This is a genomic window from Janthinobacterium sp. SUN137 (assembly GCF_030587265.1).
In the GTDB taxonomy this organism is placed as follows: domain Bacteria; phylum Pseudomonadota; class Gammaproteobacteria; order Burkholderiales; family Burkholderiaceae_D; genus Janthinobacterium; species Janthinobacterium kumbetense.
This window is the reverse complement of sequence record NZ_JAPWHZ010000007.1, coordinates 88029-99991: the sequence shown is the minus strand read 5'-3', so window position 1 is coordinate 99991 and position 11963 is coordinate 88029. Positions and strand designations below refer to the sequence as shown.

Below are 11963 nucleotides of genomic sequence, written 5' to 3'. Positions count from 1 at the left end.
TCAAGGAACGCAAGAGAGCCGCGATTGTGTCGCGGGCCAGCCTGAAATAATAACAGCCTGAAACACTTGCGTCACCAGCAACTACCGATGGTAACGCGCCCGCCAGTAATGAACGGTTTTCATGTGCCCCGCATCACGATGCCGATTTAGTAATGCGGCGGACGTTCGTTGACCAGCCCGCCATTTGCCTGCTGCGCCCCGTCGCGCACGTGCTCGCCCAGCTTGTGCAGCATGGCTTCCAGCTGGTCGATGCGTTTGCCCTGCTGGTACACCATCTGGTTCAGCGACTCGACCAAGTCTTCCTGCTGCGCCAGCTTGATTTCGATATCGACGAAACGTACTTCCATCTGTTCTGCATTGTCCATGGTGCTTCTGCTCATTTCTGACTGAAAGCGGCATTCTACCGCCGCAGCGGCGTGCGCCAGAACAAACAAACGGCATTCTTCCCGGTGCGGCGCCGATTCTTGCCTATTCTCTCCTTATAGCTTGATCAAGCCGCTTGACGAATGAGAATAAACGATTACAATGGTTGAACCAACACCAACACCAACCGAGCCACTGCTGATCGACACGCGCAAGACGGCAGAATATCGGCGCTGGGAAGATTCCCTGCACGATGTGGCGGCCGCCGCCATCGATGCGCGCATCAAGCATTTGCAGCACGGTAAAAAGGGCGACTGGCGGCCAGTGGGTGAAGGCGTGTGCGAACTGCGTTTTTTACAGACGGGACCGGGCTGGCGCGTGTATTTTCATGAAACGAACCGGGGCACCCTGATCTTGCTGCTGTTGGGCGGCAATAAATCCAGCCAGCAGCGCGACATCAGGCAGGCGCAAGCCATCCTGCGGGAGCTGAAAGCCCGGCAGGCAGCCCTCAAGAAAGCAGCGGCAAGCCCCTCGACAGGAGTACGAAAGAAATGAACCACGACATCGACCACGACACCTTCGACCTCGACGACCTGGAAGCATTGGGACTGAGCAAATTCGACCCGACGCAACACCTGACCAGCAAGGCCGCCGTGGCCGCCTACATGAGCGAAATCGTCGCCACCGGCAATGCCGAACTGTTCCAGTCGGCCATGAACGACGTGGTGCGCGCCTACGGCATGGGCAAGGTGGCGGCCCGTGCCGACATCACGCGTGAAGGCGCGTATAAAGCCTTGCGCGAAGGCAGCAAGCCGCGCTTCGAAACCATCTTGAAAATGCTCGATGCGCTGGGCATGCAGCTGGCCATCGTGCCGAAAACCACGCCGGACGGCACCGTGGAAGCCTGAGCGCCACTCAAGCCTTGGGCGCGGCAAGCAAGGCCTTCATGCGCGCCAGCCGTTCTTTCGGCGAAATCACTTCCGCTTCCGTGGGCACGGCGTCGCCCACGTCGAGTTGCATTTCCTTGATGAAACGCGACGGGTCGCAATGGACTTGCTCGCCGGCCCGCTTGCGCTTCTTGCACCAGGTGACGTGCAAGGTGCGCTGGGCGCGCGTGATGCCCACGTACATCAGCCTCCGCTCTTCCTGGATGCGCGCGGCGATGGTTTCGGCCGGCGCATCCGCGTCGCCCTTGTGCGGCAAGATCCCCTCTTCCACGCCGACCAGGAATACGTGCGGAAACTCAAGACCTTTCGACGCGTGCAGGGTGGACATGCGCACGGCGTCCTGCTCCTCGTCCTTGCCTTCCAGCATGGTCATCAGGGCCACCATCTGCGTCAATTCCAGCACGTTCTTTTCTTCGCCGTCGCGGTCCTTGCCGCCCCGGCCCCGTTCCTTGAGCCAATTGACGAATTCCAGCACGTTCTGCCACTTGCTTTGCGCTTGGCGTTCCTCGAAGGCATCGTACAGATACGATTCGTAGTGGATTTCCTTCATCATGTCGTCCAGCACTTCGGCCGCGTTGTCGCCGCTGCCGGCCGCGCCGGGACGGCTGGCGCGCGATTCCAGGTCGTTGATGAAGTTGCAGAAGTCGCGCAGCGGCCCCAGCTGGCGGTCCGTCAGCTTGGCTTCGATGCCGCCTTTAAAGACGGCCTGGAACAGCGAGCACTGCCACTGGCCCGAAAACGCCCCCAGCACCTCCAGCGTCGACTGGCCCACGCCCCGGCGCGGCGTCGTCACGGCGCGAATAAACGCCGGATCGTCGTCTTCGTTCGCCAGCAGGCGCAGGTAGCTGATGATGTCCTTGATCTCCGCCTTGTCGAAGAAACTCTGGCCGCCCGAGATCGTGTACGGAATGCGTTCCTTGCGCAGGCACTGCTCGATGATGCGCGCCTGGTGGTTGCCGCGGTACAAAATGGCGTAATCCGAAAATTTGTTCTTGCGCTCGAAATGGTCGGCCGAGATCATGATGGCGACCTGCTCCGCTTCCTGCTCGTCCGTCTGCATGCCCAGCACCTTGATCGGCTCGCCCAGGCCGTGTTCCGACCACAGCGACTTTTCAAACAGTTTGGGATTGTTGCCGATGACGGCATTGGCCGCATTGAGCACGCGCATGGTGGAGCGGTAATTTTGCTCCAGCTTGATCACGCGCAAATCGGGGAAATCCGTCTCCAAGGTCTTCAGGTTTTCCACGGTGGCGCCGCGCCACGCATAGATCGCCTGGTCGTCGTCGCCCACGGCCGTAAACATCGGCTTCTTGCCGATGCCCGTCACCATCAGTTTCACCAGTTCGTACTGGCAAGTGTTCGTATCCTGGTACTCGTCGACCAGCAGATAGCGCAAACGGCGCTGCCACTTGTCGCGCACGGGGCCGTTGTTGCGGAACAGTTCCACCGGCAGGCGGATCAGATCGTCGAAATCGACGGCCTGGTAGGCGGAGAGCGTTGCCACGTAGCTGCGGTAGATGCGCGCCGCGTTCGCCTCGTCCTCATCCTTGGCTTGCGCCAGGGCCATATCCGGATCGATCAGGCCATTTTTCCACAAGGACATGGCGTTCTGGATGCCACGGATCACCTGTTTATCGGTGGTAATGGCGAGGTCTTGCACGAGGGAAAAACAGTCGTCGCTGTCCATGATGGAAAAGCGGTCCTTCAGCCCCACGCCATTGGCTTCCTGGCGCAGGATTTTCACGCCCAGCGAGTGGAAAGTCGACACCGTCAACTGCTTGGCCTGGCGCGGCTGTTTCAACAGCTTGGCGATGCGTTCCTGCATTTCCAACGCCGCCTTGTTGGTGAAGGTCAAGGCGGCGATGGTGCGCGGGTCATAGCCCCGGTCTTCGATCAGATGGGCGATCTTTTGCGTGATCACGCGCGTCTTGCCCGAGCCGGCGCCCGCCAGCACCAGGCAGGGGCCGTCGAGGTAGGTTACCGCTTCGCTTTGGGGCGCATTCAGACCGAACTGTGGTGCTTTGGACATCAGGGTATTTCCGCAGGGAACAGCAGCCCATTGTAACAGCGTCGCGCCCGCCTTTTGCACGCTGGCGCATGCCCGAAAAACAGGCAACGGCATTGATATATCGCCATATGCCGCCATCTGAGCCGCTGCAATGCGTGCGGCGATGCCACGCCTGGAGTACCATTCCGCCTATATCGCCCCTGCGCGCCCACTTACCGAATGGCAGTCCCATGAAATTTGAACACCTGATTGAAATCAACGATCCCTTGAACCCGCTGATCGACACCTTGACCCTGGAACAGGTCTGGCGCGGCCTCGTCTTGCGCGCCGAATCGCCGAAGCTGTTCGTGCCCCACCTGGACGAATGCCAGATCAGCGAGCGCAGCGACGCCGGTTTCGCGCGCAGCCTGCGCTATGGCGAACTGGTCATCAACGACAAGGTGGTGCTGGTGCCGCAACTGCAGGTGCGCTACGAAGTGCCGGCGCAACAGGATATCAGTGCCTCCTCGCTGGTGATGACCATCGAGATGCCCGACGAAGCGAGCCTGTGGGTGCGCTTCCAGTACGACGACGGCCACGACGCGGCCACCGATGCGGCCAACGCCCTGTACGACGACTTCCGCCGCTCCGCCTACAAGGAGTCCGACATCGACACCGTGCGCATCATGCGCGAACTGGCGCTCGAAGGGCGGCTCGATGCGGGTTTGCTGAATTAAGCTATTCATGTAGAGAGTGTCTGGAAAACGCTCAGGGCTAGGCGCATTGCCGAAGGCAGTACGAAAGTACGACTAGGCAATGCAACAACGCCATGGGCGTCTTTCCAGGCGCTCTACGTTCTGGCGCTGCGGCCCCATAGCTGGTCGGGCCGGAACTGCAAGCCCGCCTGCTCCGCGCTGAGCACTTCGCGGATGGCGTGCAAATCCACGCGCGTATCGCGCCGCAGCGGCACGTCCAGGCGTGCGCCGCGGGGGCCGATCAGCGATTGCACGTGGGGCGTGGTGGCATTCAAGCCCTTGCGCGTGACGACGCCGATTTCTCCATTCAACAGTTTCACGAAGGTGCCGACGGGATAGATGCCCAGCTCGCGCACCAGCAGCGAGGCCAGCGGCGCATCCAGGGTGGCCTTGTCGGCCATCAACATTTCGCGCAGGGCCACGTTCGGCAGCAAGGGCTGGCGGTAGCTGCGCTTCGAGACGCGCGCGCAATAGCGGTCGGCCAGCATGATCAGGCGGGCGCCGATGCCGATCGCCTCGCCTTGCGTGCCCAGCGGATAGCCGCTGCCATCGATATTTTCATGGTGCTGCAACACGGCTTGCAGCCAGACGGCGTCCGTCACGCCCGTCGCGCGCAGCAAGTCGACACCGGCTTGCGGATGGGCGCGCAAATAGGCGCGTTCCTGCGCATCCAGCGGCCCCGCCTTGTGCTGAAAATCCGCATGGCGTTCCAGCATGCCCACATTCATGCTCAGCGCGGCCAGCACCACGCTGCGGATCACGCCCTCATCGAGTTTCAGGGCGCGCGCCAGCAAGGCCGTGATGACGGCCGTGTCGACGCTGTGGCGCACGGCAAAGTCCCCCGCGCCCTGGTTGTGCAAGATGCAGGCCAGCGCCACGTCGGCGTCCAGCACGACAGCCTCTTCCACCAGCTGCGCCAGCGCGGCCAGCGGCAGGTGGCTGCCCGCTTGCCCAGTGGCAATGGCCGGCAAGACGAGGGCCAGGCCCGCCGTGACGAGGTTCAGCATGCGCAAGGCCGACGGCGCTTCCGTGGCCGTGCGCGGCACGTCGGCACTGGCATCGGCGATGACGCCGCGCGCCAGCAGCAATGCGATCTGGTTTTCGCTGCTGATGACATGGCCCAGCCTGGCCAGCAAGCCGCCCGTTTCGCCGTGCACGTCCCAGGGCAGGGCCACGCCCAGTGCGAGTTCTCCTGCGTAAATGCGCCGAATTTTCACATCGTCTCCATCATCGCCTGCACCCGCCTGTTTTTACCATCCTGGCATCAGCGGTATGTACCGATTGAAATGTTTTTTGCTTTTAATCAATATTTCAATGTGGCAGCGATGATCGCGCAATCATGTGAGCTTGTCTACAAAATTATGTAAATCACAAAGTTGCATTCAAGGGCCGGGGGTGCAGTCGGCGCAGCCGGGCGCGTGTTCCAGGTCTTTTTCCAGGTGCTGCGCCAGTTCGCGCAAGGCCGTGCGCACGCCTTCCTCGATGACGGGGTGGTAAAACGGCATGTCGAGCATGGCCGGCACGGTCAGCTGCGCCTGGCACGCCCAGGCCAGCAAATGGCCCAGGTGTTCCGCCCGTGGGCCGATCAGCTCGGCGCCGAGAAAGCGCTTGCTGCCGAATTCCGCATACACGCGCAGCAAGCCCTGGTTTTGCAGCATCACGCGGCTGCGGCCTTGGTTGCCGAACGACACGGCGCCGACGGCGAAACGGCCCGCGTGGCTCACGCACAATTGCTGGTATGTCGCGCCCAGGGTGGCGATCTGCGGTTCCGTGAAGGCGATCGTCAACGGCGTGCGGCGCAAGCCCGGTTTGACGTCCGGAAAGCGCGCCGCGTTGTCGCCCGCGATGCGGCCCTCGTCGGCCGCCTCGGGCAGCAGCGGCAGTGCATTGTCGGCATCGCCGGCGATGAAGATGGCGCTCTTGCCGCACTGCATGGTGTGCGCATCATGCAGGGGGACACCATGACGGTCGAGCTCGATCTGCGCCGTTTCCAGGCCGATCTTGTCCACGTTCGGGCGGCGGCCGACGGCGGCCAGCAGATACTCGAACTGCTCGGTTTTTTCCACGCCCGCGGCATCACGGCTGGTGAGCAGGATGCCCTTGCCATCGGGCGTTTTTGCCACGTGCGCGACGCCGGTCATGAAGCGGATATCGAGTTCGCGCGCCAGCACGGCGTCCGCCTCGCGCAGCACCAGCGGGTCCGTCAGCTGCGCGACTTTATTGCCGCGCGCAAACAGGGTCACGCGCACGCCGAGACGCGCCAGCGCCTGGCCCAGTTCCAGGCCGATCACGCCGCTGCCGACCACGGCCACGGAAGCGGGCAAGTCCGTCCACTCGAACACGGCGTCGCTGGTGATGACTCTGTCTCCCGCCGCCTGCCACTCGGGCGGCACGATGGCCGTGGAACCGGTGGCGATCACCACGCTGGCCGCTTCCACCAAGGTGTGTTCATCCACCTGCAATGTGCCGGGGGAAATAAAACGCGCATGGCCGCGCAGTTTTTCTTCGTCGGCAATGGCGTTGACGCCGTCGAGCACGAAGCCGACAAAACGGTCGCGCTCGCTGCGCACCCTGGCCATCACTTGCCGGCCATCGATGCGCGCGGGGCCTGCATGCACGCCGAAAGCCGGCGCGGCAGCCACCGCATGGGCCGCCTCGGCCGCCGCGATCAAGAGTTTGCTGGGCATGCAGCCCACCCTGGCGCACGTCGTGCCGTACGGCCCGCTTTCGATCATCAGCACGCGCTTGCCCTGCATGCGCGCCGCCCTGTGCGCCGTCATGCCGGCCGTGCCGCTGCCGATCACGGCCACATCCACTCGTATCGTCTTCATGCCGCTGTCCATCCGTTTGAGGTTGCTCACAGCGTTCGATACTACCCGTTTGCTGAAAATAAGGTTTTACTTTGCAGCAATATATGCATTAGTATAACTAATCATTTTCAAAATTTATAAGCTGAGCTAATGGGATCACTCGATTATCGCGCGCTCGCCGTGCTGGACGCCGTCGCCAGCCATGGCAGTTTCGACAAGGCCGCCCTGGCGCTGGGCATCACCCAGTCGGCCGTCTCGCAGCGCATCAAGGCGCTGGAAGACGCCAGCGGGCGCCTCTTGATCATCCGTGGCCAGCCAGCCGTGCCGACAGGCCTGGGCCAGCGCCTGATCGTGCATCACCGCAACGTCAAGCTGATGGAAGCCTCGCTCGACATCGACCTGGGCAACAGCGTCAGCATGCCGGAAATCGCCATCGCCATCGATGCCGACAGCCTGGCCACGTGGTTCCCCGACACCTTGTCCGCCCTGCTGGCGCCGCCGCGCTGCCAGCTCGACGTGCGCCTGGCCGACAGCGACAGCGCCTTGCAGATGGTGCGCGACGGCTCCGTGTTCGGCTGCGTGGCGGCCGAGTCGGGCACAGCGATCGATGCGGCGGCCGCCACCAGCGTCACGCCGCTGGGCACCTTGCGCTATGTCTGCGTGGCCACGCCCGTGTTTGCGGGCCACTGGTTCGGCGACGGTTTTATTGCCGAAGCGGTGCAACTGGCGCCGGCCGTCGTGGGCCAGCACGGCTTGCTGGCGCGTTTCCTCGCGGAACAATTGAACATGCGTGAACCGTTTCCGCACCACACCTTGCCGGTGGAAACGGCGCGCCGCGGCTGCGTCCAGGATGGCCTGGCCTATGGCTTGATGCCGCAGCGCCTGGCCGCGCAAGCGCTGGCGACGGACCGTCTCGTCGATCTGATGCCGGGCCGTACCCTCGACGTACCGCTGAGCTGGCACGCCTGGACCCTGGACACGCCGTTTACCAAGCTGCTGTCCGAGCAGATCGTCAAGTCCGCGCGCGACTATCTGAACTAATTCAGTGAATTAATTTAAATATCCAGCGGGTCCACTTCCAGCGACCATTTCACGCGCGTCTTCATGGCGCGCAACTCCATCAGCCATTCCTTTAAAAACGCCTGCAGGGCGGGACGCGAGGGCGATTCCAGCAGCAGCTGCGCGCGGTCCACGTTGTAGACGCGCGTCATGCTCATGGGAATCGGGTCGTTGATGGTCACCTGCGGGTGCCCCATGCATTCCTTGGCCGCCTGCAGGAACTCGATGGCCGTGGCCAGCTCGGGTGCTTCCGCGCGCAGCAGGGCCTGGAACAGGTACGGCGGCAGCGCCGCCTGCGCCCGCTCTTCCAGCAAGGTGGTGGCGAAGTGATCGTAATCGTGGTTGACGACGGCGTCGTACAGCGGATGGCGCGCATAGCGCGTCTGGATCAGCACTTCGGACACGCTGCCCCCTTCCGTCTGCGCAGCGCGCCCTGCCCGGCCCGCCACCTGCATCAACTGGGCGAACAGCCGTTCGCTGGCCCGGTAATCCTGGGAAAACAGGGCCGTGTCCGGATTCAGAATGCCGACCAGGGTCAGCTTTTTGAAATCGTGGCCCTTGGCCACCATCTGCGTACCGATCAGGATATCCACTTCGCCCCGGTGCACGGTGTCGAACGCTTCCTGGGCACTGCCTTTCTTGCGCGTGGAATCGGCATCGATGCGCAAGATCCGCGCCTCTGGAAACAATTGCTGCAAGCCCTCTTCCACGCGCTGCGTGCCGCGTCCCAGCGGCTGCAGGTCGACGTTGCCGCACGTGGGGCAATGGCGGGGAATGCGCAGTTCCAGACTGCAATGGTGGCAGCGCAGCCGGTGCTCGGGCTTGTGCAGCACCATGAACGAGGTGCAGCGCGTGCAATTGCTGATCCAGCCGCACGATTCGCAGCAGATCACGGGCGAATAGCCGCGCCGGTTCAAGAACAGCAGCGACTGTTCTCCGCGCTCCATGCGCAGTTTCAAGGCGGCTACCAAATGCGAAGTCAGGCCATCTTTCGGCCGGTCGCGTTCCATGTCGAGAATCTTGACGCGCGGCAACACCGCATTCTTGACGGCCCGTTCGCGCAACTCCAGCTTGCGGTAGCGCCCCGTCTGTGCATGGTGCCAGCTTTCCAGCGACGGCGTCGCCGAACCGAGCACGATGGGAATCTGCAATTGCCAGGCGCGCCACACGGCCAGGTCGCGCGCGGAATAGCGCAAGCCTTCCTGTTGCTTGTAGGAAGGATCGTGCTCTTCATCGATGACGATCAGTTTGAGTTTCGGCAACGACGCCAGGATGGCCAATCGCGTGCCGAGCACGATGCGCGCCTGCCCCTGATGGGCGGCAAGCCAGTGCAGCATGCGCTCGCCTTCGGACAGGCTGCTGTGCAGGGTCGCCAGCATGACGCCGGGAAAGCGCGCGCGGATGTTGCCTTCCAGCTGGGGCGTCAGGTTGATTTCCGGCACCAGGATCAGGATTTGCGCATCGTTCTCGCGCGCCAGCACCTGGGCGCAGGCCTGCAGATACACTTCCGTCTTGCCGCTGCCCGTCACGCCGTACAGCAGGGTCGGCTTGAAACCCCGGGCGCCGCCGATGGCGTCGGCCGCTTCTTGCTGGGCAGGATTCAGGGCCGGCATGTTCAGCGGCGTGCCGTCGTGCGCGTCGGCCAGCTTGCCCAGCTTCTTGATGGCGCGGTCGAGCGCCACGGTGGTGAGCACACGCAAATTCTTCGGTAAACCCGGCAGCGCCACTTCACCGAGCGGACGCTGGTAGTAATCGGCCGCAAAGGCGGCCAGCGCCAGCCATTGTTCCGACAGGGGCGCCAGCTGGCTGCGCACGGCCAGCACGTCCTTCAGTTTCGCGGCGGGCACGTCGGTGCTGTCGGACACGCCGACGATCAGCCCCATCACTTCGCGCCGGCCGAACGGCACCAGCGCCAGTTGCCCCACTTGCGGCAGAGGCACGGCTGCGTCCGCATCCGCCGCCGCGTTCCAGCGGTAGTCGAACAGGGCGTTCAAGGGCGTGTCGAGCGCGATGTTCAGGATGCACGACGTCAAAATGCACTGCGACATGGGGGTAGGGCCTATCTCAATAAAAAAGCGCGCCGCAGAATCGATGGCGCGCGGGATGTCCGGCATCAAGCCAGCGGGCCATGATACTTGTTTCGCCCCTCAAACGCCTAACGGCAGGCAGGATGGCGTGGCATCGTGCCTGAAGAAAATTCTGTGGATAACTTTGTGGACAAAGCAAAATTAACTTTCAGAAAAATGTGGACAGAAAATTTCGATCGCCGTCAAGAGCGGCACGCAAGAAAAATTAAGTATTTAAAATCAATGACTTAAAAATTGACGCCCGGGAGGCTGGAAAACCGCAGGGCATTTCCGCCGCTGTGCATAACTGAACCATTTGTAATTTATTTATACAGAAATCAGCCTGCTTTTGTGGCGGCCGATCCGGAAAATCGGCGGCGGCATGCTGCAAAGTTGACAATTGCCGGGCAAGCGTTCGTTTTTCCCTGGCGGGCGACGAAACATTGTTCAATTATTATGCAGTGCAACATGCACTTCAGGTGAAACCTGAACATCGGCGCTAAGTATCGGATAACAAAATACTTTTCAATTTTATCCACAGAATCTGTTGATAACTTTGTGGACAATGAAGGAATAAGGCAGGCGAACGAAAGAATAACCTTATCAATAGCAACAAAGTCCGCCGAACAAGGCTTTTTTTATATCTTAATAATCAAGCACTTGCAGAGCATCCCCGGGCATGGCTTTTCGACTGCCTCTTATTTCCGCAGCAAAAAAAAATGTGCATAAGTCGGTATTTCTTGCGAAGGCGCAGCAAAGAAAAAGGCAGGCTTCCGCTGGAAAGCCTGCCTTTCTGCCCCTGTGCCAGGGGAAAACGGCTACTTACTGGCCGCTGCGCATGGCGCGGCTCATGCTGTGCACGGCTTCCACCATGGCTGCCACCGATTCCGGCGGCGTGAACTGGGAAATGCCGTGGCCCAGGTTGAACACGTGGCCCGTGCCTTCCGACGGCGCGCCGAAGGCGTTGAGCACTTTCGCCACTTCGGCGCGGATCTGCTCGGGGCTGGCGAACAGGATGGCCGGGTCCAGATTGCCTTGCAAGCCCACTTTATGGCCCACCAGCTGGCGCGCGCGCGTCAGGTTGACGGTCCAGTCCAGGCCCACGGCGTCGGCGCCGATGTCGGCGATCTGCTCGATCCACTGGCCGCCGCCCTTGGTAAACACGATGGCAGGGATTTTCACGCCATCCTTGTCGCGTTTCAATTGCGCCACCACTTGCTGCATGTAGGCCAGCGAGAATTCCTGGTAGGCGCCATCGGCCAGCGCACCGCCCCAGGAATCGAAAATCATCACGGCTTGCGCGCCGGCATCAATTTGCGCATTCAGGTACTGCGCCACGGAAGTGGCGTTGATGGCCAGGATGTGGTGCATCAGGTCCGGGCGGTTGTACAGCATCTTCTTGATGGTGTGGAACTCTTTCGAGCCGCCGCCTTCCACCATGTAGCACGCCAGGGTCCACGGGCTGCCGGAAAAACCGATCAGCGGCACGCGGCCGTTGAGTTCCGTGCGGATCTGCGTGACGGCCTTGAAGACGTAGTCGAGCGATTCCAGGTCCGGCACTTGCAATGCCTTCACATCCTGTTCCGTGCGCAGCGGGCGCTCGAACTTCGGGCCTTCGCCATCGGCGAAATACAGGCCCAGGCCCATGGCGTCAGGCACCGTCAGGATGTCGGAAAACAGGATAGCCGCGTCGAGCGGGAAACGCTCCAGGGGCTGCAGGGTCACTTCCGTGGCGTAATCGGGATTCTTTGCCAGGCCCAGGAAGGAACCGGCCCGCTCGCGCGTGGCGCGGTATTCGGGCAAATAGCGGCCCGCCTGGCGCATCAGCCAGACTGGGGTGTGCTCGGTCGGCTGGCGCAGCAGGGCGCGCAGGAAAGTATCGTTCTGGAGCGGAGCAAATTGTGGCATGGAAGGCAATCAATAGCTTGGAGAAGCGGTATTATCGCATCCAATCGCCGCCATTTCATTGATTCCGG

Annotated in this window: 10 protein-coding genes; 4 read left to right on the top strand and 6 right to left on the bottom strand. The window is 61.9% G+C overall.

Annotated features, from left to right (window positions below):
• Window positions 1–146: 146 nt before the first annotated feature.
• A complete protein-coding gene (locus O3298_RS28240) occupies window positions 147–365 on the bottom strand; it encodes a SlyX family protein (RefSeq protein ID WP_034753936.1) in 219 nt (72 codons plus the stop codon).
• A 160-nt stretch (window positions 366–525) separates the two neighbouring features.
• On the opposite strand from O3298_RS28240, the gene O3298_RS28235 reads away from it, so the two are divergent.
• Window positions 526–918 (top strand): type II toxin-antitoxin system RelE/ParE family toxin, encoded by a 393-nt coding sequence (locus tag O3298_RS28235; RefSeq protein WP_251351553.1) that lies wholly within the window; start codon window positions 526–528, stop codon window positions 916–918.
• Window positions 915–1271 carry an addiction module antidote protein gene (locus O3298_RS28230; RefSeq protein ID WP_305061106.1) on the top strand — a complete coding sequence of 119 codons (357 nt, stop codon included), beginning with the start codon at window positions 915–917 and terminating at the stop codon, window positions 1269–1271. Before O3298_RS28235 ends, O3298_RS28230 begins: the two co-directional genes overlap by 4 nt.
• 7 nt (window positions 1272–1278) lie before the next feature.
• Here the strand turns inward: O3298_RS28230 and O3298_RS28225 are convergent, their stop codons facing one another.
• Entirely contained in the window at window positions 1279–3339 is a 2061-nt protein-coding gene (locus O3298_RS28225; RefSeq protein ID WP_086137636.1) for a UvrD-helicase domain-containing protein, read from the bottom strand.
• A gap of 209 nt (window positions 3340–3548) precedes the next feature.
• On the opposite strand from O3298_RS28225, the gene O3298_RS28220 reads away from it, so the two are divergent.
• Entirely contained in the window at window positions 3549–4034 is a 486-nt protein-coding gene (locus O3298_RS28220; RefSeq protein WP_305061105.1) for an SRPBCC family protein, read from the top strand.
• A gap of 113 nt (window positions 4035–4147) precedes the next feature.
• On the opposite strand, the gene O3298_RS28215 is transcribed toward O3298_RS28220, so the two are convergent.
• On the bottom strand, window positions 4148–5269 hold the full coding sequence (locus O3298_RS28215; protein WP_305061104.1) for an HD-GYP domain-containing protein: 1122 nt from the start codon (window positions 5267–5269) through the stop codon (window positions 4148–4150).
• A gap of 165 nt (window positions 5270–5434) precedes the next feature.
• Window positions 5435–6883, bottom strand: coding sequence for a dihydrolipoyl dehydrogenase (locus O3298_RS28210; protein WP_305061103.1), 1449 nt, complete (start codon window positions 6881–6883; stop codon window positions 5435–5437).
• Between the two features lie 129 nt (window positions 6884–7012).
• Between O3298_RS28210 and O3298_RS28205 the strand changes: the two genes are divergently transcribed.
• Entirely contained in the window at window positions 7013–7903 is an 891-nt protein-coding gene (locus O3298_RS28205; protein ID WP_289914050.1) for an ArgP/LysG family DNA-binding transcriptional regulator, read from the top strand.
• Window positions 7904–7917: 14 nt separating this feature from the next.
• On the opposite strand, the gene O3298_RS28200 is transcribed toward O3298_RS28205, so the two are convergent.
• Together O3298_RS28200 and hemE are read right to left on the bottom strand one after the other, a co-directional pair.
• Window positions 7918–9969, bottom strand: coding sequence for a primosomal protein N' (locus tag O3298_RS28200; RefSeq protein ID WP_305061102.1), 2052 nt, complete (start codon window positions 9967–9969; stop codon window positions 7918–7920).
• 840 nt (window positions 9970–10809) lie between these two features.
• The gene (gene hemE / locus O3298_RS28195) at window positions 10810–11895 is read right to left on the bottom strand and encodes a uroporphyrinogen decarboxylase (protein ID WP_099666089.1); all 1086 of its coding nucleotides are present in this window, start codon (window positions 11893–11895) and stop codon (window positions 10810–10812) included.
• Between the last annotated feature and the right edge of the window lie 68 nt (window positions 11896–11963).